Origin of the sequence: Streptomyces sp. NPDC059875 (assembly GCF_042731085.1) — a bacterium.
In the GTDB taxonomy this organism is placed as follows: domain Bacteria; phylum Actinomycetota; class Actinomycetes; order Streptomycetales; family Streptomycetaceae; genus Streptomyces.
In genome coordinates this window covers 176,861-202,607 of the sequence record NZ_JBHWJZ010000001.1, presented here as the reverse complement: position 1 = coordinate 202,607, position 25,747 = coordinate 176,861, and the positions used below count along the sequence as shown (strand labels likewise).

General features: G+C 72.4%; 25 protein-coding genes. 14 read left to right on the top strand and 11 right to left on the bottom strand.

Annotated elements, in window-relative coordinates:
• Positions 1 to 9 precede the first annotated feature (9 nt).
• The 5 genes from ACFV9D_RS00805 (at position 10) to ACFV9D_RS00785 (ending at position 6,319) form a co-directional block, all read left to right on the top strand.
• A complete protein-coding gene (locus tag ACFV9D_RS00805) occupies positions 10 to 1,512 on the top strand; it encodes a beta-N-acetylhexosaminidase (protein ID WP_385138774.1) in 1,503 nt (500 codons plus the stop codon).
• Positions 1,509 to 2,966, top strand: a complete 1,458-nt coding sequence (locus tag ACFV9D_RS00800; RefSeq protein ID WP_385138772.1) for a cellulose binding domain-containing protein — start codon at positions 1,509 to 1,511, stop codon at positions 2,964 to 2,966. Before ACFV9D_RS00805 ends, ACFV9D_RS00800 begins: the two co-directional genes overlap by 4 nt.
• 215 nt (positions 2,967 to 3,181) lie before the next feature.
• Positions 3,182 to 4,432 (top strand): extracellular solute-binding protein, encoded by a 1,251-nt coding sequence (locus ACFV9D_RS00795; protein WP_385139412.1) that lies wholly within the window; start codon positions 3,182 to 3,184, stop codon positions 4,430 to 4,432.
• A gap of 139 nt (positions 4,433 to 4,571) precedes the next feature.
• Positions 4,572 to 5,444, top strand: coding sequence for a GNAT family N-acetyltransferase (locus ACFV9D_RS00790; RefSeq protein WP_385138769.1), 873 nt, complete (start codon positions 4,572 to 4,574; stop codon positions 5,442 to 5,444).
• Positions 5,441 to 6,319: a lysophospholipid acyltransferase family protein gene (locus ACFV9D_RS00785; protein WP_385138766.1), complete on the top strand. Its 879-nt coding sequence runs from the start codon at positions 5,441 to 5,443 to the stop codon at positions 6,317 to 6,319. Before ACFV9D_RS00790 ends, ACFV9D_RS00785 begins: the two co-directional genes overlap by 4 nt.
• Here the strand turns inward: ACFV9D_RS00785 and egtD are convergent.
• Genes egtD through egtA form a run of 4 tightly spaced genes read right to left on the bottom strand, consistent with a single transcriptional unit; the run spans position 6,214 to position 10,500 of the window.
• A complete protein-coding gene (gene egtD / locus ACFV9D_RS00780) occupies positions 6,214 to 7,179 on the bottom strand; it encodes an L-histidine N(alpha)-methyltransferase (protein WP_385138764.1) in 966 nt (321 codons plus the stop codon). The genes ACFV9D_RS00785 and egtD overlap by 106 nt on opposite strands.
• Entirely contained in the window at positions 7,176 to 7,928 is a 753-nt protein-coding gene (gene egtC / locus ACFV9D_RS00775) for an ergothioneine biosynthesis protein EgtC (RefSeq protein WP_385138761.1), read from the bottom strand. The genes egtD and egtC overlap by 4 nt, the downstream gene beginning before the upstream one ends.
• Positions 7,928 to 9,244 (bottom strand): ergothioneine biosynthesis protein EgtB, encoded by a 1,317-nt coding sequence (gene egtB, locus ACFV9D_RS00770; RefSeq protein ID WP_385138758.1) that lies wholly within the window; start codon positions 9,242 to 9,244, stop codon positions 7,928 to 7,930. Before egtB ends, egtC begins: the two co-directional genes overlap by 1 nt.
• Positions 9,241 to 10,500: an ergothioneine biosynthesis glutamate--cysteine ligase EgtA gene (gene egtA / locus ACFV9D_RS00765; protein WP_385138755.1), complete on the bottom strand. Its 1,260-nt coding sequence runs from the start codon at positions 10,498 to 10,500 to the stop codon at positions 9,241 to 9,243. Before egtA ends, egtB begins: the two co-directional genes overlap by 4 nt.
• A 143-nt stretch (positions 10,501 to 10,643) precedes the next feature.
• Here egtA and ACFV9D_RS00760 point away from each other — a divergent pair, with 143 nt between their 5' ends.
• The gene (locus ACFV9D_RS00760; protein WP_385138753.1) at positions 10,644 to 11,468 is read left to right on the top strand and encodes a TIGR02452 family protein; all 825 of its coding nucleotides are present in this window, start codon (positions 10,644 to 10,646) and stop codon (positions 11,466 to 11,468) included.
• Positions 11,469 to 11,486: 18 nt separating this feature from the next.
• On the opposite strand, the gene ACFV9D_RS00755 is transcribed toward ACFV9D_RS00760, so the two are convergent.
• A complete protein-coding gene (locus ACFV9D_RS00755; RefSeq protein WP_385138750.1) occupies positions 11,487 to 11,903 on the bottom strand; it encodes a type II toxin-antitoxin system PemK/MazF family toxin in 417 nt (138 codons plus the stop codon).
• A gap of 114 nt (positions 11,904 to 12,017) precedes the next feature.
• On the opposite strand from ACFV9D_RS00755, the gene ACFV9D_RS00750 reads away from it, so the two are divergent.
• The gene (locus ACFV9D_RS00750) at positions 12,018 to 12,182 is read left to right on the top strand and encodes a hypothetical protein (RefSeq protein ID WP_385138747.1); all 165 of its coding nucleotides are present in this window, start codon (positions 12,018 to 12,020) and stop codon (positions 12,180 to 12,182) included.
• 83 nt (positions 12,183 to 12,265) lie between these two features.
• Here ACFV9D_RS00750 and ACFV9D_RS00745 read toward each other — a convergent pair whose 3' ends face one another.
• The 4 genes from ACFV9D_RS00745 to ACFV9D_RS00730 all read right to left on the bottom strand — a co-directional run bounded on the left by ACFV9D_RS00745 (position 12,266) and on the right by ACFV9D_RS00730 (position 15,988).
• Positions 12,266 to 13,684 (bottom strand): flotillin family protein, encoded by a 1,419-nt coding sequence (locus ACFV9D_RS00745; protein ID WP_385138744.1) that lies wholly within the window; start codon positions 13,682 to 13,684, stop codon positions 12,266 to 12,268.
• Positions 13,685 to 13,765: 81 nt separating this feature from the next.
• Positions 13,766 to 13,984 carry a hypothetical protein gene (locus tag ACFV9D_RS00740; protein WP_385138741.1) on the bottom strand — a complete coding sequence of 73 codons (219 nt, stop codon included), beginning with the start codon at positions 13,982 to 13,984 and terminating at the stop codon, positions 13,766 to 13,768.
• Positions 13,985 to 13,998: 14 nt separating this feature from the next.
• Complete coding sequence (locus tag ACFV9D_RS00735) at positions 13,999 to 14,706, bottom strand: alpha/beta fold hydrolase (RefSeq protein WP_385138738.1); 708 nt, start codon at positions 14,704 to 14,706, stop codon at positions 13,999 to 14,001.
• 25 nt (positions 14,707 to 14,731) lie between these two features.
• Entirely contained in the window at positions 14,732 to 15,988 is a 1,257-nt protein-coding gene (locus ACFV9D_RS00730) for an MFS transporter (RefSeq protein WP_385138735.1), read from the bottom strand.
• Between the two features lie 155 nt (positions 15,989 to 16,143).
• Here ACFV9D_RS00730 and ACFV9D_RS00725 point away from each other — a divergent pair, with 155 nt between their 5' ends.
• From ACFV9D_RS00725 to ACFV9D_RS00715, 3 genes are all read left to right on the top strand, one after another.
• Positions 16,144 to 17,166 (top strand): LacI family DNA-binding transcriptional regulator, encoded by a 1,023-nt coding sequence (locus ACFV9D_RS00725; RefSeq protein ID WP_385138732.1) that lies wholly within the window; start codon positions 16,144 to 16,146, stop codon positions 17,164 to 17,166.
• A 33-nt stretch (positions 17,167 to 17,199) separates the two neighbouring features.
• Positions 17,200 to 17,466: a hypothetical protein gene (locus ACFV9D_RS00720; RefSeq protein WP_385138729.1), complete on the top strand. Its 267-nt coding sequence runs from the start codon at positions 17,200 to 17,202 to the stop codon at positions 17,464 to 17,466.
• Positions 17,467 to 17,668: 202 nt separating this feature from the next.
• Complete coding sequence (locus tag ACFV9D_RS00715) at positions 17,669 to 18,856, top strand: thiolase family protein (protein ID WP_385138726.1); 1,188 nt, start codon at positions 17,669 to 17,671, stop codon at positions 18,854 to 18,856.
• A gap of 75 nt (positions 18,857 to 18,931) precedes the next feature.
• On the opposite strand, the gene trxA is transcribed toward ACFV9D_RS00715, so the two are convergent.
• Complete coding sequence (gene trxA / locus ACFV9D_RS00710; RefSeq protein WP_385138723.1) at positions 18,932 to 19,297, bottom strand: thioredoxin; 366 nt, start codon at positions 19,295 to 19,297, stop codon at positions 18,932 to 18,934.
• Between the two features lie 164 nt (positions 19,298 to 19,461).
• On the opposite strand from trxA, the gene ACFV9D_RS00705 reads away from it, so the two are divergent.
• Together ACFV9D_RS00705 and ACFV9D_RS00700 are read left to right on the top strand one after the other, a co-directional pair.
• On the top strand, positions 19,462 to 20,913 hold the full coding sequence (locus ACFV9D_RS00705; RefSeq protein ID WP_385138720.1) for a dihydrolipoyl dehydrogenase family protein: 1,452 nt from the start codon (positions 19,462 to 19,464) through the stop codon (positions 20,911 to 20,913).
• Positions 20,910 to 21,779: a 3'-5' exonuclease gene (locus ACFV9D_RS00700; RefSeq protein WP_385138717.1), complete on the top strand. Its 870-nt coding sequence runs from the start codon at positions 20,910 to 20,912 to the stop codon at positions 21,777 to 21,779. The genes ACFV9D_RS00705 and ACFV9D_RS00700 overlap by 4 nt, the downstream gene beginning before the upstream one ends.
• A 6-nt stretch (positions 21,780 to 21,785) precedes the next feature.
• On the opposite strand, the gene ACFV9D_RS00695 is transcribed toward ACFV9D_RS00700, so the two are convergent.
• Entirely contained in the window at positions 21,786 to 22,400 is a 615-nt protein-coding gene (locus ACFV9D_RS00695; RefSeq protein WP_385139409.1) for a TetR/AcrR family transcriptional regulator, read from the bottom strand.
• A 141-nt stretch (positions 22,401 to 22,541) separates the two neighbouring features.
• On the opposite strand from ACFV9D_RS00695, the gene ACFV9D_RS00690 reads away from it, so the two are divergent.
• Entirely contained in the window at positions 22,542 to 23,927 is a 1,386-nt protein-coding gene (locus tag ACFV9D_RS00690) for a purine-cytosine permease family protein (protein ID WP_385138714.1), read from the top strand.
• Between the two features lie 30 nt (positions 23,928 to 23,957).
• Entirely contained in the window at positions 23,958 to 25,619 is a 1,662-nt protein-coding gene (locus ACFV9D_RS00685) for an amidohydrolase (RefSeq protein WP_385138711.1), read from the top strand.
• Positions 25,620 to 25,747 lie beyond the last annotated feature (128 nt).

Sequence of the window (25,747 nt, the reverse complement as noted above, 5' to 3'; positions counted from 1 at the left end):
CGCGCCGCCATGCCCCTGCCCCAGCTCGTCCCGCAGCCCACCCAACTCACCGTCTTGCCCGGCAGGTTCACCTTCGACGCCACCACCGCACTCAGGATCGCCTCTGGCGCCGGCGGCGCCGCGGAGCTGCTGCGCACCCTCGTCCGGCCGGCCACCGGGCTCCGGCTGCCCGAACGCCCGGACGGCCCCGTCGTCCTCGCCCTCGACCCGGCCCTCACCGGCCTCGGCGACGAGGGGTACGGCCTCACCGTCGGCCCCGAGGGCGTCCTGCTGCGCGCCGCCCGCCCCCGGGGCCTGCTCGCCGGAGTCCAGACGCTCCGTCAACTCCTCCCCGTCCAGGCCCTTCTCGACGAACCCGTCAGCGGTGTCGAGTGGTCCGTGCCCTGCGTACAGATCACCGACGTGCCCCGGTTCTCCTGGCGCGGAGCGATGCTCGACGTCGCCCGTCACTTCCGGCCCGTCTCCTTCCTCCGGAGGTACGTCGACCTCCTCGCCCTCCACAAACTCAACGTCCTCCACCTCCACCTCACCGACGACCAGGGCTGGCGCATGCCGGTCGCCGCCCGGCCCCGGCTCACCGAGATCGGCGGGCATCCGCACGGCGGCGCCTACACCCGCTCCGAACTCGCCGATCTCGTCCGGCACGCGGCCGAGCGAGGCGTCACCGTCGTGCCCGAGATCGAGATGCCCGGCCACGCGAGGGCGGCCCTGGCCGCCTACCCCGAGCTCGGCAACCGACCGGACCGCACGCTCGGCGTCTGGGACCGCTGGGGCGTGTGCGACACCGTCCTCGGCGTCCACGACGAAGTCCTCGCCTTCTGCCGCGAGGTCCTCGACGAGGTACTGGACGTCTTCCCCTCGCCCCACGTCCACATCGGCGGCGAGGAGTGCCCCACCACCGAATGGCACGCCTCGACCGTCGCCCGCCGGCGCGTCGCGGAGCAGGGGCTCGACGGCCCGGACGCCCTGCACGGCTGGTTCATGGAACAGGTCGGGCGCCATCTCCTCGACGCCGGCCGCCGCCCGCTCGGCTGGACCGAGACCGGCGCCGACCTCCCCCCGTACTTCACGGTCATGCCCTGGCGGGACACCGCCCACGGACGCACCGCCGCCCGCCGCGGCCACCACGTCGTCATGGCGCCGCACCGCTCCACCTACCTCGACTACCCCCAGTCGGCGAGCCCCGACGAGCCGCCCGGCCAGCCGGGCGCCGTCGTCGACCTGCGCGCCGTCCACGGCACCGATCCCGCGCCCGCCCACTGGAGCCCGGAGGAGTCCGCGCGGGTCCTCGGCACCCAGGCCCAGCTCTGGACCGAGTACGTCCCCACCGCCGCGCACGCCGAGTACCTGGCCTTCCCCCGGCTCTGCGCCCTGGCCGAGACCGCCTGGACCGGGCGCCGGGACTGGCCCGGCTTCCGGGCCAGGCTGCGCCACCACCGGACCCGGCTCGACACCCTCCGGGTGCCGCGCCGCCTTTCCCCCACCTCCGTCCAAGGAGAGGAATCCTCATGAGTACCCGACCGACGAGTGTCCAGCCGGCCACTGGCCGACCGATCGGCGCCGGACTGCGGATACGCGCCGCACTCGCCGTCGCCGCCGTGACCGGCCTCGGCGCCACCGCGCTGACCGCCCTCCCGGCCGCCGCGGCCGGCGAGGCCGTCACCGTCCAGTACCGGCAGAGCGCCACCGGGAGCGACCAGGTCGAGCCCTGGTTCAAGGTGGTCAACACCGGTTCCTCGAGCGTCCCGTTGAGCCAGGTGAAGGTGCGGTACTACTTCAAGGCCGACGCGGGAGCCTCGTACACCTACGCCTGTTCCTGGGCGGTGAAGGGCTGCGCCAACCTCACCGGCACCTTCGGCACCCTCGCCAACCCCACCGCCACCGCCGACCGCTATCTGGAGGTCGGCTTCACCGCCGGCGCCGGCAGTCTCGCCCCCGGCGCCGACACGGGCGACATGCAGCTGCGCTTCCACCGCTCCAACTGGCAGCCGCTGAACCAGAACGACGACTACTCCTTCGGCCCGGCGCAGACGACCTACGCGAACTGGAGCAAGGTCACCGCCACCGTCGGCGGCGTTCAGGTCTGGGGCACGGCCCCCGCGGGCAACGAGCCCACGCCGACGCCGACGGATCCGACCACCCCGCCGCCCACCGGCGGTGCCGCCCTCTTCGACGACTTCGACTACACCGGCCACACCGACCCGTCGATCGCCGCCCACGGCTGGAGCGTGCGCTCCAACTCCGGCGGACCGGGCGTGCCCGGCGCCACCTGGGCCCCCGAGAACGTCACCTTCGCCAAGGAGGGCACGAACTCGATCATGAACCTCAGGACCTCGACCGCCGGCACCGCCGAGTCCACCCGTCAGACCGAGATCCTCACCCGCTCCATGAAGTTCAGGAACGGCACCTATGCGGCCCGGGTCCACTTCTCCGACGCGCCGCTCTCCGGACCGGACGGCGACCACCTCGTCCAGACCTTCTTCACCATCAACGACCTCAAGGCGCCGATGGCGGACGACTACGCCGAGTACGACTTCGAGTACCTGCCCAACGGAGGCTGGGGCGAGCCCGCCAACATCCTCTACACCACCTCGTGGGAGACCTACCGGCCCGACCCCTGGGAGGCCGTCAACCAGCACTCCGAGGTCCGGGCGAGCTACGCCGGCTGGCACGACCTCGTCCTGACCATCGACGACAACACGATCGTCTACTACGTCGACGGCCAGGAGTTCGGCCGCCACGACGCCCGCTATCTCCCCGAGCGCCCGATGTCCATCAACTTCAACCAGTGGCTGATCGACCTCGCCGGCCAGAGCTCCACGACCGCGCGCGCCTACGACCAGAAGGTCGACTACGTCCTGCACGTGAAGGACCAGGTGCTGACCCCGGCCCAGGTGGCCGCCAAGGTCGCCGCGTACCGCACGACGGGCAGGGCCTTCGAGGACTCCGTACCCGCCGTTCCGTAGCACCGGCCCCCGCCTCGCCGACGCTCCTACCGGCAGTAACGGGCGGGCGTGCCCGGCGCGCCCGCCCGGAACCGGATCGTCCAGGGCTTGACCAACCGATTGGTCCAGACCAGAATCCAGGCCACACGCCCGCGCGAACACCCCGTTCGGTCCCCCCACGACGGGTCAGCTCCCCATGCCGTACTCCATGTCATGGAACGCAGAAGGTGACCTACGTGAAGAACCGCCATCTCGTCTGTCCCCTGGCCGCCGCGACCGCCCTCGCGCTCGCGGGCTGCGGGCTCCTCCCCGGCGACGCCGATCAGACGCGCACGGTCGACATCTGGCTGATGCGCGACAGCGTCAGCGAGGACTTCCTCACCCGCTTCACCGAGGCGTACGAGGCCGAGCACGAAGGCATCGAGCTGGAGTTCACCATCCAGGAGTGGACGGGAATCGGCAAGAAGGTCACCGGGGCGATCCAGGGCAAGGGCGGCCCCGACGTCATCGAGGTCGGCAACACCCAGGTCGCCCAGTACGCCGACACCGACAAGCTCTACGACCTCACCCTGGAGTCCGTGCGCGACCTCGGCAGCGAGGACTGGCTGCCCGGTCTCGCCGAACCCGGCCGGATCGGCGGGTCCCAGTACGGCATCCCCTGGTACGCCGCCAACCGCGTCGTGATCTACCACAAGGACCTCTTCGCGCAGGCCGGCCTCAAGAAGCCGCCCACCACCCGGGCGCAGTGGCTCGACGACACAGAGAAGCTCAACCGCGACGGCTCCCAGGGCATCTACCTCGCGGGACAGGACTGGTACACGCTCGCCGGATTCATCTGGGACGAGGGCGGCGAACTCGCCGAGGACAAGGGCGGGGACTGGACCGGCGCGCTGGACAGCCCGGCCGCGCTGCGCGGCATGGACTTCTACAAGGAACTCCAGTCGCTCGGCTCCGGGCCGAAGGACGCCGACGAGCAGACCCCGCCGCAGGCCGAGGTCTTCGCCAAGGGGGATGTCGCCCAGATCATCGCCACCCCCAGCGCCGTCGCCGCCATCACCAAGGCCAACCCGGCACTCAAGGACAAGCTCGGCTTCTTTCCCATACCCGGCAAGAAGGCCGGGCAGCCGTGCGCCGTCTTCACCGGCGGCTCCGACCTGATCGTCCCGGAGAACGCACCCGAGCGGACGGCGGCCATCGACGTCGTCAAGGCCCTCGCCGGGGAGAAGTGGCAGTCCGAACTGGCCCGCGCCATGAACTACGTCCCCAACAAGACCTCCCTCGCCTCCGTCGTCGAGGGTCAGGAGGCCACCGCCGTCATGGCCGTCGGCGCGGCACGCGGCAAGGCCACACCCAACTCCCCGCAGTGGGCCGACGTCGAGGCGTCGAATCCGATCAAGCCGTACATGACCGCGGTCCTCCAGGGAGACGACCCGAAGCAGGCCGCCAAGGCAGCCTCGGACCAGATCACGCAGGCCCTCGCCGAATAGCATTCAGCGACCGCACACCCGCGATCCCCCGAACGGTCATGTCGAATCCAGCCGGTCACGGAAGAAGTAAGGAGCCGGACCACCGCTCACGCGGTCCGGCCCTCACCGTCCCCCCTTCCGTACGCCGGAGGAGCCCGACATGCCCGCACCGTCGCCCGCAGCCGCCGCGGCCCCCGCTGTCCCCGTCCCCGCCGGTCTCCCCGTCTCGGCCGCCCCGTTCGCCGGGATCCCGGCCCAGCCGCAGCCGCAGCCCCGGTCCGCGGCCCGGTCCGCAGCGGAGGAGCCCCGCTACATCGTCTGTCTCGCCCGCACCCAGGACGACGTCCGCGCCGCCCAGCGCCTGCGTCACCAGGTCTTCGCGGGTGAGATGGGCGCCCGCCTCGACGGACCCGAGCCGGGCCTCGACATCGACGCCTTCGACGCGTACTGCGACCACCTGCTGGTCCGCGAGGAGGAGACCGGCGAGGTCGTCGGCACGTACCGTGTCCTGCCGCCCGACCGCGCCCGGATCGCCGGACGCCTCTACTCGGAGAGCGAGTTCGACCTCGGCCGTCTCGCACCTGTCCGCGACGACCTCGTCGAGGTGGGCCGCTCCTGCGTCCACCCCGCCCACCGCAACGGCGCCGTCATCGCCCTGATCTGGGCCGGGCTCGCCCGCTACATGACCCGCACCGGCCACAACTGGCTGGCCGGCTGCTGCTCGATCCCGCTCGCCGACGGGGGCACCCTGGCCGCCGGCACGTGGGACACCGTCAAGGCCAAGCACCTCGCCCCCGAGGAGTACTGGGTCACCCCGCACAAGCTCTGGACCCCGGACGGCATCGCCCGCCCCGAGGGCCGAGTCGAGCTGCCGCCGCTGCTCCGCGGCTACCTGCGACTCGGCGCGTGGGTCTGCGGCGCGCCCGCCCACGACGTGGACTTCGGCGTGGCCGACCTCTACGTCCTGCTGTCGCTGCGCAACACCAACCCCCGCTACCTGCGCCACTTCCTCTCCCTCGCACCGGCCCAGTGACCGCCGCCGGCTCCGTCTCGCCGTGGCTGCCGACCTCGCCGTGCGCCCCTGATCCCTGCGCACGGCACACGGGTCGGACCGTCGGGCCCGTACGGGCCGCGGCCCGGCTGGCCGTGGGCGTCGCCGCCGTCCTCGCCGGGGTGCTGCTCGCACCCCTGGCGGCGCTGGTGCCGGCCGCCGGCCGGCGGGCGCTGGCCCGCCGGTGGTGCCGGCTGGTGCTCCGGGCCTTCGGCGTCCGGCTGAAGGTCACCGGAGTCCCCGTCCCCGCCGAGGGTCCTGCGCTGATCGTCGCCAACCACATCTCCTGGCTGGACATCCCCCTCGTCGCCGCCGTCCTGCCCGGCCGGATGCTCGCCAAGCGGGAGATCCGGGCCTGGCCGGTCCTCGGGCCGCTCGCGGCGCGGGGCGGCACCCTCTTCATCGACCGCGACCGGCTACGGGCCCTGCCCGGCACCGTCCGCGCGATGACGCGGGCCATGGCGGGCGGGGGCCGGGTGATCGTCTTCCCGGAGGGGTCGACCTGGTGCGGCCGCGGCGGGGGCGCCTTCCGGCCGGCCGCATTCCAGGCCGCCCTCGACGCCTCCGTCCCCGTCCAGCCGGTACGGCTGGAGTACCGGCCGACCGGGCCCGCCGCGTTCGTCGGCGACGATCCCCTCGCCGCCTCGCTCTGGCGGATCGCGGCGGCCCGCGGACTCACCGCGGAGATCCGGATACTGGATCCGATATCCACGGGTCCCTACGCGGACCGCCGCGCCCTGGCTCTGGCGGCTCAGCGAGCCGTCGCCAGCGACAGTGCGAACCGCCCCTCCTTCTCCGTCCACCAGCGGGTCAGCTCGAGCCCGGCCTCCGCCAGCTCCTCGCGGACGCCCGCCTGACGGAACTTCGCCGACACCTCCGTCCGTACCTCCTCACCCGCCTCGAAGGGCACCACCAGATCGAGCTCGGGAATCTTCACGGTGAGCGCGTGACGCGCCCGCAGCCGCATCTCGATCCACTCCTGCTCGCGGTCCCAGAGCGCCACGTGGTCGAAGTCGTCCGGTTGCACGTCCGCGTCCAGCTCGCGCGCGATCACGGCCAGCACGTTCTTGTTGAAGGCCGCCGTCACCCCGGCGGCGTCGTCATAGGCGGCGACCAGCGTGGCCTCGTCCTTCACCAGGTCCGTGCCGAGCAGCAGGGCGTCGCCCGGCGCCAGCATCGCCCGCACGGAGCGCAGGAACACCTTGCGCTCCGCGGGCAGCAGATTGCCGATCGTGCCGCCGAGGAACGCCACCAGGCGGGGACCCGGCGTCCCGGGCAGAGCGAGCCCGCGGGTGAAGTCGGCGACCAGGGCGTGGATGTGGAGCCCGGGCCGCTCCGCGAGCAGCGCCTCGGCGGCGCCCGTCAGCGCCGTCTCGCTCACGTCCACCGGTACGTAGCTGTCCAGCTCGGGCAGGAGCGCGTCGATCAGGAACCGGGTCTTCTCGGAGGAACCGGAACCCAGCTCCACCAGGGTCCGCGCCCCGGTCGCCGCCGCGATGTCATGGGCCCGGGCGATCAGGATCTCCCGCTCCGCGCGGGTCGGGTAGTACTCGGGGAGCCGGGTGATCTCTTCGAACAGTTCGCTGCCGCGCGCGTCGTAGAACCACTTCGGCGGCAGCTCCTTGGGCATGCGGGTCAGACCGTGCAGGACGTCGGCGCGCAGATCGGCGTCGGTGGCGTCCACGGGGAGCGTGCGGGTCAGCTGGAACGGGCTCACGAGGAGGGCTCCTTGAGCGAGGTGAGGGTGACATCGGTACGGGTGGCCGTCAGCAGGGTGCGGTCCGGCACCTCGCGCCAGCGCGGATCGTCGTCGTACGGCTCCGAGGCCACGACCGTGCGGTCGGGACGCCTCAGGTACCACAGGGAGTTCCCCCAGGTCGTGGCGGTGATCTCCGTCCCGTCGGTGAGCAGCAGGTTGAGCCGGGACTCCGGGTCGGCCTCGGCGACCTCCCGTACCGTGTCGGCGAGCGCCCGCCCGGGCGCGTCACCGGCCCTGAGCCGGTGCAGGACGAGAGCCCACACCAGCGCCGAGTCCGTACGGGCCTCCAGCGCGACCAGCTCGCCGGCCGGCAGGGACGCGGCCAGGCCCGTCAGCGACTCGGGCCAGCCCGCCACCGCTCCGTTGTGGCTGAACAGCCACGGCCCCGCCGCGAACGGGGCCGCCGCGGCCTCCCCGTCCGCGCCCGGCCGGGTGGCCCCCCGGACCGCTGCGAGCAGCGCACCCGTACGCACCACCCGCCCGAGATCGGCCAAGGAGAGGTCTCCCCAGATGGGCACGGTCCGGCGGTAGCGGGCCGGCACCGGATCGCCTTCGGCGTACCAGCCGACGCCGAAGCCGTCCGCGTTCACAAGTCCGCTGCTCTGCCTGCGCGGCTGCCACGCCTGCCGCTCCAGCGAGTGCGGCGGCCGAAGCAGCAGCTCGCCGAGCGGCACCGGCTCACCGACGAAGGCCAGATGGCGGCACATCAGGCGAGCTCCGCGTCCCGTGCGGTCCGGAAGCCGGAGAAGATCTGCCGCCGCACCGGCAGGTCCCAGTTACGGAACGTCCCCCGGCAGGCCACCTGGTCCACGGCGAACGACCCGCCGCGCAGCACCTTGTGCGCCGGACCGAAGAAGACCTCCGAGTACTCCTTGTACGGGAAGGCCGTGAACCCCGGATACGGCAGGAAGTCGCTCGACGTCCACTCCCACACGTCCCCGATCAACTGCCGTACGCCGAGCGGCGAAGCGCCCTCCGGATAGCTTCCGGCCGGCGCCGGCCGCAGATGCCGCTGGCCGAGATTGGCGTGTACGGGCTCGGGGTCCGTGTCGCCCCAGGGGTAGCGGCGCGAGCGGCCGCTCGCCGGATCGTTCCGGGCCGCCTTCTCCCACTCGGCCTCGGTGGGGAGCCTGCGGCCCGCCCAGCGGGCGTAGGCATCGGCCTCGTACCAGCTGACGTGCACCACCGGCTCGTCCTCGGGCACCGGCTCCGTCACGCCGAACCGGCGGCGCATCCACTGCCCGCCGTCACGCCGCCAGAACAGCGGGGCGCCGATGTCGTGCTGCCGGATCTGCGCCCAGCCCTCCGCCTGCCACCAGCGCTCGTCCGTGTAGCCGCCGTCCGCGACGAACGCCATGTAGGCGCCGTTGGTGACGGGGACGGTGTCGATGAAGAACGCCGGGACCATCCGGGTGTGTGCGGGGCGCTCGTTGTCCAGCGCCCACGGCTCGTCCGAGGTGCCCATCGTGAACGGCCCGCCGGGGACAAGGACTTCGGCCGGAAGGGGGCCGATGTCCGTGGCGGGGGGCGGGGGAGCGGTCAGCGCCTGCGGCCCCTTCCGCAGCTGATGGGTGATCAGCATCGTCTCGTCGTGCTGCTGTTCGTGCTGGGCGATCATGCCGAAGGCGAAGGCCGCCTCGACCAGCGGCCGGCCCTCCAATGGGGTCGCCGCCAGGACGTCCAGGACCCGGCCGCGTACATCGGAGGCATAGGCCCGGGCCTCGGCCGGCGGCAACAGGGGCAGGGACGGGCGGCTGGCGCGAGGGTGCTCGAAGGCGTCGTAGATCGAATCGATCTCCGGACGCAGCGCGTCACGTCCCGCGACGGCCCGCCACAGCCACTGCTCCTCCTGATTGCCGATATGAGCCAGGTCCCAGACGAGCGGGGACATCAACGGGGAGTGCTGAGCGGTGAGTTCGTCGTCCTCGACACAGGAGGTGAGCAGCGCGGTCCGCTCCCGCGCCGTGGTGAGCGCGTCGAGGGCCCGCCTCCGCAGGGCCGAGGGGTCCGTCGTCACGGTCATGACGCCACCTCCTGGAGTTCGTCGGCGGGACAGCTGCCGGGCAGCACGTGCCGTTCGTGGAAGGCGGCCACCGCCTGCCGGACGGCGGGGCTCGCCCCGATCCGGGGGAGCGCCTCCAGAGCGGCGGGGAACGCCACCAGGGCGGCGGCGTGCAGATCGGGGTCGGTGAGTCCGTCCCTGGCCGCGGCCAGCCAGAGCGGATTGCGCGGCGCAGCCAGCGAACCGGCCCGCTCCGCCAGGGGTTTGACCGCCCGGTAGACCAGCTCGGCGGCCTCCGGGTCCTCGAACAGCGCGGCGGTCACGGCCACCGGCACGATCCAGCCGTCCGGACCGGGCTGGGCGTCGATCATCCGCAGCTCCAGATGTCCGCGCGGCCGCACCGGCGGGAACAGCGTGGTCAGGTGATAGCGCAGATCGTCCTCGTCGGCCGGGCGGGGACGGCCGGTGCGCAGCCACTCCCGGAACGTGAGCCCCTCCGGCACCTCCCACGGTGCCTCCTCGCCGCGTACGCACATCACCGGGGTGTCCAGCACGTGCGCCGCCCAGGCCGCCCGGGGCTCGCCGTCCGGCGCCGGGGCGAGCGCCCGCGCCGGGTCGAGATCGGTCCACAGCGCCTGCCGGGTCGAACGCCAGCCGGTCCGACGGCCGCCGTGGACGGGGGAGTTGGCGAACGCGGCCACCAAGACCGCTCCCAGCAGATGGGCCAGCTGCCAGCGGCGGTGGTAGCCGAGCGGCCCCGGCTCCTCGTGACCGGCGTCCACGCAGATCTGCACCGACGCGGAGTCGCACATCATGGCCCGGCCGGACGGTCCCGTACGGTCGAGGGCGGCCTCCATCGCGTCGTACCGGGGCTCGTGGAGGAGCCGGTCCCGCGGAGCGTTCCACGGGTCGACCCCGTAGCCGCTGAGGGAGAGTCCGAGCGGGGCGAGCGCGTCGCGCACGGCGCGGAGATCGGCCGAGAGGGTGTCGAGGCACCCCATGAGCGAGACGGCGGGCGGCGAGCTGAGCTCCAGCTGTCCGCCGGGCTCGAAGGTCAGAGCCGAGGCCAGCGGCAGGGACCGTACGGTGTCGATGGCCGAGGCCAGCCGGTGGGGCGGGACGGGGAGCCGCGGGTCACGCAGCTCGTGGACGAGCCATTCCACCTCCACCCCGAGCACGCGGGGTGGGCCCGTCTTGAAGCAGATACATCGCAGCAGGTCCTCGGCCTCGTCTTCGGTGAGGGCGGGACCGCTCTGCGGTATGCCGCTCGACGACATGTCGTTCCTCCTGTTCGGAAGGCGCTGGTTCCACCTAAAGCCACCGCCGACGGGCGTGCAAGAGCGCCCCCTCGGCCACACAGTGAACATCCCGGTGAATATCCCGTTGCCCCGGAGAAGCCGATTCGATCAAGCTTGCGGGCATGAGTGCACGACTGCGGGGGATCGCGAAGGAAACCGAGGAGATCGTCGAGGCGGGCCGCTACCGGGCCCCCGACGGCCGGACGGTCTCGATCGAGGCGGAACTGAAAGCGGCGGTGGCCGGAACCAGGCTCTACGGCCCCGAACCCGTCCCCGTCACCCCGGACACCGACCGTACCGCCGTCATCACGGTCACCGACGAGAGCAGCATCGTCGCCGCGCAACGGCTGACCAGGGCCGATGCCGCCCCGGTGGCCGTCCTGAACTTCGCCTCCGCCCGGAACCCCGGCGGCGGCTACCTGAACGGCGCCCAGGCACAGGAGGAGGCCGTCTGCCGGGCCTCCGCCCTCTACACCACGCTCCTGCGCGCCCCCGAGTACTACGAGCACCACCGCGCCGAGCGGGACGCCTTCTACACGGACCGGGTCATCCTCTCCCCAGGCGTCCCGGTCTTCCGCGACGACCGCGGAGGGCTCCTGAAGGAGCCGTTCACGGTCGGCTTCCTCACCTCGCCCGCGCCCAACGCGGGCGTGATCCGCCGGCAGAACCCCGCGCTCGCCGACCGCGTCCCGGCCGTTCTCGCGGCCCGCGCCGAGCGGGTCCTCGAGACGGCCGTGGCGGGCGGATACCGCCGGCTCGTCCTGGGCGCCTGGGGCTGCGGCGTCTTCCAGAACGACCCGGCCGAGGTCGCGGGCGCCTTCCGCGCGCTGCTGACGAACGGCGGCCGGTTCGCCGGCCACTTCGACGAGATCGTCTTCGCGATCCTCGACCGCACCAGGGAGCGGACGACGCTCGGCGCGTTCCAGCGGGTGCTCGCGGGCGCCTGACCGGCTCGTCCGAGCAGGTCAGGACCAGCCGTAGCGCTCGATCAGGCGCTCCACGACCCGGTCGAAACACGGCCGGTCCAGGGCGCACGCCTCCCGGCGCATCCCCGCCTCGTGGACCCGAAGCACCCGATCGAGGTCCACCCACGACTCGCGACCGGCGCTGTCCCAGGCCCCGACACCGATCGCCACCCACTCGCGGTCATGGTCGTGCCGCTTGCTGGACAGCTGCACCGCAAGCAGCGTCCCGGCAGGCTCCCGGGCCACCACCAGGACCGGGCGGTCCTTGCCCCGCCCGTCGTTCTCCTCGAAGGGCACCCAGGTCCAGACGATCTCCCCGGGATCCGGGGCGCCGTCGCGGTCGGGGGCGTAGGACGTGCGGACGGGGCCGATCGAGTGAGGGTCGGCCTCGGTCGTCGAGTGCTGGAAGGTCGTCACGGGGACCACCGTAGAGCCCGGCCGGGCGCGGAGCCCTGACATGCGGTGTCCGTACCCGCGTGCGAGGCTGAAAACGGCCCCAGCGTCCGAGTTCCGGCAACAGGAGGCACGATCGTGGGCAAGAAACAGACCCGGGTGAACCGCGGTGCCCGTACGGGCGGCCACGAGCACAGGACCGAGGCGACGGCGAAGGAACAGACACCGGTCGTACGGGAGACCCCGCAGCCGATCATCGAGCACGTCTCCCACAAGAAGGAGCGGAAGTTCGGCCACAACTGACCTTCCGCGGACGCAACGACCGGGGCCCGACGCCAGTACGGCGCCGGGCCCGGCCTGTTTCCGTGACGTACCGCTGCTGTCGGCTACTCCTGGTCGTCGCCGACCGGGATCGCCTCCACCGCGGGCGCCGGCGGCGCCACACCGTTCACCGAAGCCGCCACCGACGGCTGGGCGCCCGGATTCATGTTCGCCAGCAACTGACGGGCCAGTCCGAGACCCGTTCCGCCCATGGTCAGCGCCTTGGCGAACATCTCCGCCATGCCGTCGGCGCCGTTCAGCAGGACCATCTGGTCCACGTTGCCGAAGGCGGACGCGCCCGCCTCGACGATCTCCGGCCACTTCTCGGCCAGCTGCTGGGCGACCACGGCCTCCTGGTTCTCGGCGAGTGCCGCCGCCCTGGCCTTGATCGACTCGGCCTCGGCGAGCCCCTTGGCGCGGGTCGCCTCGGCGATCGCGAGGCCCTTGGCCTGCTGGGCCGCCGCCTCCGCCTCACCGGTCAGCCGGGTCGCCGTCGCCCTGGCGGCACTGGCCAGCTCGGTCTCCTTGGCCTCCGCCTGCGCCGCCGAGATCCGGGCGTCACGCTCGGCCTCGGCCCGCGTCCTGGTCTCGTACGCCTTCGCGTCCGCGGGCTTGCGGACGTCCGCCTGGAGCTGCTGCTCCTTGCGGTGCGCCTCCAGCTCGGCGACCCGGGTCTCCTGGACGACGACCTCCTGACGTGCCCCGGCCTCGGCCAGCGGACCGGCCTGCCGGGCCTTCGCGGACGCCTGGTCCCGTTCCGCCTGGTAGCCGGCCTGCAGGATCTCGCTGTCCCGGGTGGCCTCCGACATCCGGGCCGCGGCCTGCTGTTCGGCCTCGGTCGCCCGCCGGTTGGCCTCGGCCTGCGCGATCCGGGCGTCGCGCTGGACCGCCGCGGCGTGCGGCGCGGCCAGGTTCTTGATGTACCCGGTCGGGTCCTCGATCTCGTGGATCTGCAGCGAGTCGACGATCAGACCGAGCTTCTCCATCTCCGTGCCACAGGCCGAACGGGCCTGCCCGGTCAGCTTCTCCCGGTCACGGATCATGTCCTCGACCGTCAACCCGCCGACGATGGCGCGGAGATGACCGGCGAACACGATGTGCACCCGCTCCGACATCAGCTTCTGCTGGTCGAGGAAACGGCGGGCGGCGTTGGCGATCGACACGAAGTCGTCGCCCACCTTGAAGATCACCACACCGCGGACCTTGAGCGGAATGCCCTGGTGGGTGACGCACTCCACCTGCAGCTGGGTCTCGTTGAGGTCGAGCGACAGCTTCCGTACCGCCTGGACGCCCGGCAGCACGAGCGTGCCGCGCCCGGTGACGATCCGGAAGCCCATCCCCTCGCCGAGCCCCTCCATCTTGTGGTTGGAGCCGGAGATGATCAGCGCCTCGTTGGGTTCAGCGACGCGCCACATGAGTTTGAACAGTGCGATGAGAACGAGGACGGCGGCGACGACGCCGCCCGCCAGGATGCCGATGCCCATGGGCAGCTCCCCCTTCACCGGATCCGTGCGGATCCGGTGAAGGGAGTGTGCGCCTCGGTGGGCGGGCGCTCAATGGATCGGTCAACTGTCGTACGCGGCTGTGACATAGACGGTGCGTGGAGGGAGATGTTCCATGACCATCACGACCGTTCCGGGATCGATCCGCTCCTTGGGGTTGGCCGGGTGGGCGAGGAAGTGCTCGGCGCCGCCCCGGATCCGGACGATCACCTCGCCCACGAGGCCCGGTCCGACGGTGCCGGTGACCCGGCCGAGCAAGCCCACCATCGAGACGTCGTCCATGACCAAAAGGTACGTCAGATCCAGCCCTCCAGGGCGGTCATGAACCCCTCGAAGTCGTCCCGGTGGATCGTGTGACCCGCACCGACGACCGTACGGAGTTCAAAGCCGCGCTCCTTGAGCATCTGAGCGTTCTCGGGGGAGACCAGGAAGCTCGGGTCGGCCAGAGTGATCAACGAAGGGACCAGCGGCCGCACGGGCCACATGTCCCGGCCCGCGAACCCCACCAGACCGTGGGCGGTCCCCTCGTCCCAGAGCGTCAGCGTCTCGAGCTCGATGTCGACGTCCGCCGCCGCCCAGCGGGGGTTGAAGCCCCGGATCTGCTCGCGGGTGAGGGACTTGCCCCGGGTGAACAGCTCCGGGCGGTAGCCCCCGACCCCGGCCGGGAGATGCCAGGCGGGGTCGGAGTAGACCGCGCGGCGCGGGGCGAGCCGCTCCACGGCGGCCGCCAGCGTCAGCCCGCCGAGCGAGTGGCCGATGGCCAACTCGGCCCCGGCGGGGAGGGTTTCGACGAGGTCGTCGGCGTACTCGTCCGGGGTGTAGCCCTCGGGACCCGCGGCGCGCGGGCTCGCGCCGTGGCCGCGCAGGTCCACGGCGATCACCCGGTAGCCGCGCTCGGCCAGGGCCGGCCCGACCCGCCGCCAGGTGCGGTGGTCGGCCATGATGCCGTGGATCAGGAGCGCGATCCGGTCACCGGATCCCCACGTGGTGGTGTTCAGTCGCACGTCGATGCCTCTCGGTGTGTCGTCTTCAGTGCACGGTACGGATCGGGCGCACGGCGAGCGCCCCGAGGACCGACAGTACGGCGGCGACCAGGAACAGGACCGTGTATCCGCCACTGAGCGACACGACGAGCGAGGCGACGAACGGCGCGACGATCTGCGGGCCGGCGTTGGCGACGTTGAGCACGCCCATGTCGCGGGCCGCGTCCTCCGCCTTCGGCAGCACCATGGTGACCAGCGCCGTGTCCACGGCCATGTAGCAGCCGAAACCAAGGCCGTTGACGACGGAGAAGACGAGCATCGCGGTCCAACTCGTCGACACCGCGGGGATGACGAGGGCGACGGCGGCGAGCGCCGCCGAAGCGCCGACGAAGAGCTTGCGGCGGTCGTAGCGGTCGGAGAGCCAGCCGCCCAGGACGGTGGAGACGACCATGGCGACGGCGTTGAGCGGCATCAGGAGCGCCACGGCCTCCTCGGCCGTGAGGCCGGCCGGCAGCTCGGTGTGGTCCTTGAGGATGTACAGCTGGAAGCCGGAGACCGCGAAGTAGCCGAGGACCAGCAGCGCGCGGCCGATGAAGGCCCAGCGGAAGTCGTGGTCCTTCAGCGCGCTGCCGAAGGCGGCGATCTGCCGCTTCACCGGCAGCGGGGCCTTGGCGGGCATCCGCTGCTCGCGGGCACAGGTGGTGAACAGGACGGCGGCGGCCGCGACGATGACGCCGAAGACGAGGTAGCCGGTGCGGTAGTCCTCCGAGAAGGCCGCGCCGATCAGCGCGCCGATGGTGGAGCCGATCGGCAGGCCGAGCCCGACGGCCGCCGAGGCCTTGCCGCGCGAGGCCACGGGCACCCGGTCGGGCACGACCGAGGTGATGGCGGCCTGGTAGATGTTCATGACGGCCTGGCCGAGACACCACGCGATCATCACCAGCAGGATCGTGTGCACGCTGCCGAGCAGGAACATCACGGGTATCGCGAGCAGGCCGCCCGCCAGGATCCAGGGGTTGCGTCGCCCCGTGCGGTCCGAGAGCGCGCCGGCCACCGGGTTGAAGACGGTGGCGAAGATGGCGGAGACGCCGGAGACCAGGCCGAAGTTGGCCACCTTGTTCGCGGGATCGATGTCCTCGATCTGGAGCGCGAGGAGCATGCCGGGGACGCCGACGTACAGCGCGTACATCGCCGTGTTGCCGGTGAGCAGCAGGGACAGCAGACCGCGGGTCGGCCGGGGAACCGAGGGGGAGTCGACGCCGGGCGTGGTGCCGGTGCCGGATTCCTGGGAGGAAAGGGCCACAGTGCCCTCCTGATGAGATCGCCCGGGTGCGGGGGCGAGAGCGGAAGTGAGGGATCGTTTACACGTGTCACTGACACGCGTCAGCATTGTGTAGCACTCAAATCCGGCCATCCGCCAGACCCTGGGCCGGATTGGTCTGGAAAGATGCCGGAGCGATGAGCCAGTCACCCAGACAGTCCGCCGAACGTCCCGTCCCGACCAGTGCCGACGTCGCGCGCCTCGCGGGCGTGTCCAGAGCCACCGTCTCGTACGTGCTGAACAACACCGCGGCCGTACGGATCAGCGAGCCGACCCGCCGACGCGTGCGCGAGGCGGCCGAGGAGCTGGGGTACGTACCCCACGCCGCGGCCCGCAGCCTGCGGGCCGGTCACAGCCGCATGGTCCTGCTGCCCACCGCGCAGGTGCCGATCGGGCCGCTCTACAGCCAGTTCTTCAACGAACTGCAATGGGCCCTGCGTCGCCTCGACTACACCGTGGTGCAGTACGGCAGCCTCGGCCTCGCCGGGGACGAGGCCGCGCGCGCCTGGGCGGAACTCCGCCCGGTCGCGGTGGTCTCCTTCGGCGAGGTCGAACTGACCCCGAACGGCGTGGAGATCCTCAAGCGGTCGGGAGCGAAGGCCGTGATCACCGTCGGCCCGCAGCGGGTCCCGGGGACGCACGCCCTCGTCATGGACCAGGGGAGAGTCGGCCGTGTCGCCGCCGAGCACCTTCTCGAGCGGGGCCGGCGCGGGATCGGCGTGGTGGTTCCCGAGGAGCCCGGCCTTGACATGTTCTCGGGCCCCCGGCTCGACGGCGCGCGGCAGGCGGTGACGGGGACGGGCGCCACCGTCGTACCCCTGCCGCTGCGGTACGAGGAGGAGTCGGCGAACGAACTCGCCGGGCGGTGGCGCGAGCTGGGCCTCGACGCCGTCTTCGCCTACAACGACGAGTACGCGATGCTGCTGATGCGCGCCCTGCAGGACGCCGGGATCTCCGTGCCGGAGGAGGTGGCGGTCGTCGGCTCGGACGATCTGCTGCTCGGGCGGCTGCTGCGGCCCCGGCTGACCACGGTCGAGATCGACATGGTCATCGGCAAGCGCCTCGCGGAGCTCGTCGACAACGCGGTGCGGGATCCGGAGGGCACACCGGAGGCTCAGGAGCTGATGGCCGCGCGGGTCGTCCCCCGGGAGTCCAGCTGAGCGTTCGGCGTCGCGGCGGATTAGCGTCGAGTCATGAGCACAGTTCCGAGGCGTTTCGAGATCCTCCTCGTTCCCGAGCACGTGGAGGACCGGGGCGGCGCGTCCGTCGAGGACAGCGCGGTCCGGTCTGCGGTCGTCGAGGCCACCGGTCGCATGGGCTCGTCGGGCTACCCGCGCTACGAGGGCCACGGCCTGGTCGCGGACATCGACCCCGAGACCCGCACGGTCGAGGCGCTGCTGGTCGACGGCCGCGAGCTCGACTACGGTCTGACGGCGCTGATCCGGCACACGACGGGGTAGGGAACCGTGGCTCCGGCCGGCGGCTTCCGGCTTCCGGCGGTATCGGTTCATCCGCCACGCATCATCGTCCCGGACCGCGTCCAGGACCGTTGACAGAAGGCGCCGCCCGGCGGAGACTCGGCGCGCACGATACTGAAGGAAAATTCACCAGGCGAACATCGTGCACCGATCGTCGTACCGAAGGTCACGTGGGAGAGAACCGATGAGCATCCGCGACGTCTACATCGTCGACGCCGTCCGCACGCCGATCGGCAAGTTCGGGGGCGCCCTCTCCTCCGTACGCCCCGACGACCTCGCCGCGCACGTGGTCAAGGCGCTCGTGGACCGCGCGCCCGACCTCGACCCCGCCCGCATCGACGACGTCTACTTCGGCGACGCCAACGGCGCCGGCGAGGACAACCGCGACGTGGCCCGCATGGCCGTCCTGCTCGCCGGGCTCCCCACCTCCGTCCCGGGCGTCACCGTCAACCGCCTCTGCGGCTCGGGTCTGGAGGCCGTGATCCAGGCCGCCCGCGCCGTCGCGCTCGGCGACGCCTCCGTGGCGATCGCGGGCGGCGTCGAGTCCATGTCCCGCGCCCCCTGGGTCCTGCAGAAGCCCGAACGCGCCTTCCCAGCCGGCCACCAGCAGCTGCACTCCACGACCCTGGGCTGGCGCATGACCAACCCGAAGATGCCCGCCGAGTGGACGGTGGCGCTCGGCGAGGGTGCGGAGCTCGTCGCCGACAAGCACGGCATCACCCGCGAGCAGCAGGACGCGTTCGCCCTGGCGAGCCACCAGAAGGCCGCGGCGGCATGGGGCAAGGGGCTCTACGACGGCGAGGCCGTGCCGTATCCGGGCGTGGAGCTCGCGCGCGACGAGTGCATCCGCGACACCACCTCGATCGAGGCCCTCGCCAAGCTGAAGCCCTCCTTCAGGGCGGAGGGAGGCACCGTCACCGCCGGCAACGCCTCGCCGCTCAACGACGGCGCCGCGGCCCTGCTCCTCGTCGACGAGGAGGGGCTGCGGGAGACCGGCCGCGAGCCGCTCGCGCGGATCCGCGCCTCCGCCGTCAGCGGGATCGAGCCGCAGCTCTTCGGCCTCGGGCCCGTCGAGGCGGTCCGGCGCGCGCTCGAGAAGTCGGGACGCTCCTTCGCCGACCTGACGACGTTCGAGCTCAACGAGGCCTTCGCCGCCCAGTCGCTCGGCTGCCTCGCGGAGTGGCCGGAACTCGACCCCGAGATCGTCAACCCCCGTGGCGGCGCCATCGCCATCGGCCACCCGCTGGGTGCCTCCGGCGCACGGCTCGCGGGCTCGGTCGCCCACCAGCTCGCCGCGGCGGGCTCGGGCACGGGACTGGCCGCCTTGTGCATCGGCGTCGGCCAGGGCCTGGCCCTCGTCCTGGAGCGCTGAGAACCGACGGAGGGGCGGTACGGGTGCTCCCGTACCGCCCCTCCGCGTACCGCCGCTTCCGCGCGGGCGTTGCCCCTACTGCTGCTGGGCGTTCTCGATGGACTTGCGGACCTCGTCCATGTCGAGCTTGCGCGCCTGACCGATCACGTCCTCCAGCGCGGCCTCCGGCAGCGCCCCCGGCTGTGCGAACACGGCCACGTTGTCGCGCACGATCATCAGCGTCGGGATCGAGCGGATCTCGAACGCGGCGGCCAGCTCCTGCTGCGCCTCCGTGTCGACCTTGGCGAAGACCAGGTCCTCGTGGCGCTCGGACGCCGCCTCGAACACCGGCGCGAACTGCCGGCAGGGACCACACCAGGAAGCCCAGAAGTCGATCAGAACGAAGTCGTTGTCACTCACGATCTGGTCGAAGTTGTCCTTGGTGAGCTCAACAGTGCTCATGCTTTATACCTCTCCGGGTCTCCTGGCGGGTGTCCTCACGGTCCCCTGGGGACTCGCCCCGCACAACGGCGGATCGAGCCGCGCTATTCCGCTTCGTCCTGGGGCGCGCACGGCCGCGCCTTCCCCTGTGGCCGTCGCGCACACCTGCCACCAGACTGGGGCCCATGACGCGAGCGGTGGAGCACGAGTACGACGTGGTGGTCCTGGGAGCGGGGCCGGTCGGAGAGAACGTGGTGGACCGGGCCAGGGCGGCCGGACTGAGCGTGGCGGTGGTCGAGAGCGAACTGGTCGGCGGCGAGTGCTCGTACTGGGCGTGCATGCCCAGCAAGACGCTGCTGCGCCCGGCGATCGCCCGCTCCGACGCCCGCAAGGTGCCGGGGCTGCGCCAGCTGGTCCAGGGGCCGCTGGACGCGGCGGCGGTGCTCGCCCACCGCGACTACTACGTCTCCGACTGGAAGGACGACGGCGCCGTCCGCTGGCTCGACTCCACCGGCGCCCGCCTCTACCGCGGCCACGGCCGGCTGCGCGGCGCCCGCAAGCTCGCCGTCGAGGGACCCGAGGGCGAACACCATCTCCTCTCCGCGCGGCACGCCGTCGCCGTCTGCACCGGGACCCGCGCCGCGCTGCCCGATCTGCCCGGCCTGACCGGGGCCAGGCCCTGGACCAGCCGCGAGGCCACCAGCTCCCACCGCGTCCCGGGCCGGCTGATCGTGGTCGGCGGGGGAGTGGTCGCCGCGGAGATGGCGACCGCCTGGCAGGCGCTCGGCTCGCGGGTGACCGTCCTGGTACGGGGCAAGGGGCTGCTGCCCCGGATGGAGCCGTTCGTCGGCGAACACGTCGCCGACGCGCTCGTCGAGCGCGGCGCCGACGTCCGTACGGGCGTCACCGTCGCCGCTGTCGTACGCGACGGGGGCACGGGTCCGGTCACCGTGGTCCTGGAGGGCGGGGACCGGGTCGAGGGCGACGAGGTCCTCTTCGCGACCGGCCGCACCCCGCGCACCGACGACATCGGCCTGGAGACCGTCGGCCTGGAGCCGGGCTCGTGGCTGCCCGTGGACGACAGCCTCCGCGTCACCGGCAGCGACTGGCTGTACGCCGTCGGGGACGTCAACCACCGTGCCTTGATGACCCATCAGGGCAAGTACCAGGCGCGGATCGCCGGGGCCGCGATCGCCGCCCGAGCGGCCGGCACCTCCCTCCAGGAGACCGCCCGCTGGGCCGCGCACACGGCCACCGCCGACCACGCGGCCGTGCCGCAGGTGGTCTTCACCGATCCCGAGGGCGCGTCGGTCGGCCTCTCCCTCGCCGAGGCCGAGCGCGCCGGACACCGCGTCCGCGCCGTCGACCTGGACCTCTCGGGCGTGGCGGGCGCGGGCCTCTACGCGGACGGATACCGCGGCCACGCCCGCATGGTCGTCGACCTGGACCGCGAGACCGTCCTCGGGGTCACCTTCGTGGGCCCGGGCATCGGCGAACTGCTGCACTCGGCCACCGTCGCCGTCGCGGGCGAGGTGCCGATCGACCGGCTCTGGCACGCCGTCCCCGCGTACCCGACGCTGAGCGAGGCGTGGCTGCGGCTCCTGGAGGCCTACCGGGACGGTGCGGGGACGTCATGAGCGAGGGCGCCCCCGACCTCACCAACGAGTACGACGGTCCCTGCGCGGTGTGCGGGGCCCTCGTACCGGCCGGTGCGGGGGTGCTCCGGCACGGGCACGGCCCGAAGGACGGGTGGGAGGTCTTCCACCCGGGTCACGTGCCCGAGCCCGCGCCGCCGGCCCGGCAGAACCTGCCCGGGTGGCACCACCGCCGACTCATGGCGCTGGACATCGTGACGACCGGCTACCGGACGGCCGTGGACCGGATCCTCGCCGCTTCGGTGCGGGTCAGCGACGGCAGCATCGGAGATTGGATCATGGATCCTGGATCCAATCTCCATGATCCGGTGTCCGGTACGGGGCTCGGCGCCGCCATCGAAAGGGCCCGCGCCGAGGGCGTCCCCGCGTCGCGAGCCCTCGACGAACTCGCGACCGTCCTCGCCGAACACCTCGCCTCGAACGAGGTGCTGGTCGTGTGGTTCGCCCCGCACGTCCTGAGCACGCTCCACGCCGAGCTTCTGCGCCACCGCCTGGCCCCGTTGACCGACCGGCTCCCGCACGGCGTGGCACCCGTCTGCGACCCCCTCGTCCTGGACCGCCACGCCGACCGCTACCGCGCCGGCCGCCGTTCACTGTCCGCAGTCGCCGCCTGGTACGGCGTGCCGCATCCTCACCCCGGGGACGCGGCGTCCGACGCGGAGGCCGCTCTCGCGCTCGCCCAGGTGATCGCGGACTCCTACCCTTCCCTGGCCAAGCTGTCGCGCCCCGCGCTCCACACCGAGCAGATCCGCTGGTACGCCGACCAGATGCGGCGCCACCCGGATGCTCTGGAATGGCCGTTCGCCGCCGACGAACCCCTGCCCTGGGAGGCCCCGCCCGCCCGGTGAGGCGTCTCAGCTCCGCGGGACCAGGCGTTCGGCCGCCGCCCGCGCCGCGTCGATCGCCGGGCGGACATCCCGTCCGGTCTCCTGGCCAAGTACCACGCGGGTGCTCAATCCGTCGAGGAGGGCGAGGAGTTCGGAGGCGCGGGCCGTGACGTCCGCCGCGTCCATCGGCGCGAAACGGGACTGGGCCACGCCCTTCGCGAGCAGCGCCTCCAGGTCCTCCTGCCAGCCGCGGTCCAGCTCCTGCTGCGCCTCGCGCAGGGCGTCGTTCGCCGGGGTGCGGGCCCAGAGCTCGATCCAGAGCGTCCAGCGCGGATCGCGCGGACCGCGCGGGAGGTAGAGCCGCAGGAAGAGGTCCAGCTTGCGCTCCGCCGTCAGTCGGCGGGCAAGCAGCGCCCGGCGCTCCTCGGCGAGGGCGGCCTCGCTCCAGCGCAGCGCGGCGAGCAGCAGCAGATCCTTGCTGCCGAAGTAGTACAGGATGTGGCCGCCGCTCGTGCCCAGGCGTTCGGCCAGCGCCGACATGGTCAGCGACGCGAGGCCTCCCTCGGCGATGGCCGCCATGGCCTCCTCGAGCATCCGCTCCTGGGCGATGTGCCCGTCGCGCCGTCGCGCTGCCCCTGCCACCCGCTCCGCCTCCGTCGCCCCAGACCCGATGGTCACGACTTTAACCGCAGGTCCCCAGGGTCTTGACGCGACGGTCCCCGCTCGCACATCTTGAATGCCGTTCTAAGTTCTAGAACGGCATTCAAAGTCTGGGGAGTGCGCATGCTGCAAGAGGAGAGAGTGGCGGACACGGTCCGCGACGAGGTCTTCCAGGTCGAGGGCCACGGGATCGACCCCATCCCGGACGCCGAACGCCACGGCAGCGTCTTCTGGCTCTGGTTCGGCTCCAACCTCACCTTCACCTACGTGATCAACGGCGCCCTCGCCGTCGCCTTCGGCCTCTCCTTCTGGCAGGCCACCGCCGTCGTCGTCATCGGCGGACTGTCCTTCTTCGCCATCGGCGCCGCAGGGCTCGGCGGCGTCCGCACCGGCACCGCCACCCTCGTCCTCTCCCGCGCCGCCTTCGGTGTCCGCGGCAACTGGCCCGCCGGTCTGCTCAACTGGGTCGTCAGCATCGGCTACACCATCGTCAACACGGTCGTCGGCACCCTCGCCCTGGACGCCTTCTTCGCCGACCTCGGCTGGAGCGGCGGCCACGGCTCCCGCGCCCTCGCCCTGGTCGTCACCCTCGCGATGACCTTCGCCGTCGCCCTCTGGGGCCATGCGACCGTCCAGTTCGCCGAACGCTGGATGGCCTACGCCCTCGCGCTCGGCTTCGCCGCCCTGCTGGTGTTCGTGCTCCCCGGCGCCGACACCACCGCACCGGCCGCGGCGCCCGGCGCCTCCGGCTGGAGCCTCGCCTTCGTCGTCATGCTCGCGGGCCCCTTCTCGTACCTCCCGATGCCCGCCGACTACACCCGCTACCTGCCCCGTACCACCTCGCTCAAGGCCCTCACCTGGAGCGGCGCGCTCGGGGGCTTCCTCTCGTCCGTCGCACTCGGCGTCGCCGGCGTCGCCGCCGCGACCCAGGCCGACATGACGGACGCGGTCGCGGGTGCCGAAGGGCTGCTCCCCGGCTGGTTCCAGCCGCTCTTCCTCGCCCTGGTGCTCGGCGGCTCGGTGACCAACTCGATCATCACGCTCTACTCCTCCAGCCTGAACCTCCAGGTCCTCGGCATTCCGTGGAGCCGCGCCCGGGCCATCGTGATCAGCGCAGCGGTCACCGCCCTCGGCTCGCTCGGCGCCCTCTTCCTCACCGACTTCACCACCTCGCTGCTCTCCTTCCTCTCCCTCCTGATCATCGTCTTCGCCCCCTGGGGCGGTGTCTTCCTCGCCGACATGGTCCTGCGCCGCTGCACCTACGACTCCGACGCGCTGTTCGGCGGCGAACACGGCGCCTACTGGTACCGCTCCGGCTGGCACCCCGCCGGCACCGTCGCGCTGCTCGCCGGCATGGTCTTCGCCGCGCTCACCTGCGACTCCGAACTCTGGACCGGCCCGCTCGTCGCCCCGCTCGGCGGCGCCGACCTCACCCTCCTCGGCGCGGCGGTCTCCGCGCTCGTCTACGTCCTCCTCGCCCGCCGCGGCGTCACCCCCGTGCGGCCGTAACACCCCTGGAAGAAGCTGGAGTCCGCCCGTATGAACAGCACCACCCCCGCCGCCGATCTCGTCCTCACCCGGGCCCGAATCCACACCGTCGACCCCGACCTGCCCGAGGCCGAGGCACTCGCCGTGCGCGACGGACGGATCGTCTGGCTCGGCCCGGACGCCGAAGCGGCCGCCTGGGTCGGACCCGACACCCGGATCCTCGACGCGGGGGGCCGACTCGTCCTGCCCGGGTTCATCGACGCGCACAACCATGTACGCCTCGGCTCCGACGACGCCTGCGTCCAGCTCGCCGGCGCCCGCACCCTCGACGAGATCCACGAGCGGATCCGTACGTGGCGCGCCGCCCACCCCGACGCCGCGTGGATCGAGGCCGAGGCCTTCGACTACTCGGCGATCCCCGGCGGACGGATGCCGACCGCCGCCGATCTCGACCCCGCCACCGGAGCCATACCCGCCCTGGTCCTCAGCTACGACGTGCACACCGCCTGGCTCAACACCGCGGCCCTGGACCGGCTCGGCATCGACCGGGACCACCTCGACCTGCCCTTCGGCACCGCCGTGACGGACCCCGAGACGGGTGAACCCACCGGATTCGTCAAGGACTTCGCCGTCAAGGGCCTCTCCCGCGCGGGCCACCGCGCCCTGCGCGAGCTCGGCGTACCGTGGGCCGCGCCCGACCGCCAGTACGGCCGACTCGCCAGGAGCCTCGACGACGCCATCGGCTACGGCATCACCACCGTCGTCGAACCTCAGAACTCCCTCGACGACGTCGCCCTCTTCGAGCGCGCCCGCGCCGAGGGCCGGCTCCGCTCCCGGATCGTCGCCGCCCTCTTCCACCCGCGCGGCACCACCGAGGGAGACCTCGACGAATTCGCCGCCGCGGCACGGAAGTTCGACGACGACCGGCTGCGCGTCGGCCCCCTCAAGCTGTACATCGACGACGTCGTCGAACCCCGCACGGCCGCCCTCCTGGAGCCGTACGCCGGTTGCGGCCATCACCGCGGCGACACGTTCTACCCGCCGGAGGAGTTCGCCGACCTGCTCACAGGCCTCGACGCGCGCGGCTTCCAGTGCTTCGTGCACGCCACCGGCGACCGCGGCATCCGTACGGTCCTCGATGCCGTCGCCCGCGCCCGCGCCGCCAACGGGCCGCGCGACGCCCGCCATCAGATCGTCCACGTCGAATGTCTCGACCCGGCGGACACCCCGCGCTTCGCCGAACTCGGCGTCGTCGCCTGCATGCAGCCCCGGCACGCCGCCCCCGACATCGCGGGCCCGGGCCAGGACTGGGCCGAGAACATCGGCCCCGACCGCTGGCACAAGGCGTGGCCCCTGCGCAGCCTGCGGACCGCCGGCGCGGTCCTTGCCCTCTCCAGCGACTGGAACGTGGCCGAGATGGACCCCATGGTCGGCATCTACACGGCGGTCACCCGCCGCCCGCTCGGCGGCGGGGAGCCCTGGGTCCCGGAGGAGACGATCGACGTCGCCACCGCGATCGAGGGCTACACCATGGGCTCGGCGTACGCGAACTTCCTTGAGCAGGAGCGGGGTTCGCTGACCGTCGGCAAGCTCGCCGACTTCGTCGTCCTCTCCCGCGACATCCTCCGCGTCGACCCGGAACGGATTCCGGGAACGGTGGCAGAGACGGTCGTGGTGGGTGGCGAGGTCGTCCGTACGGGCGCGCACGGCTGAGGTGGGCGGCGGCCCTCCCGGGGAAGGGAGGGCCGCCGCGACCGGCTGACCCCGTAAGAGGGGGGGAGGGTGGGTAGGGGTATGGACGGTACCGAGATAAACGGTGGGGGGCCATAACATACCGGGGC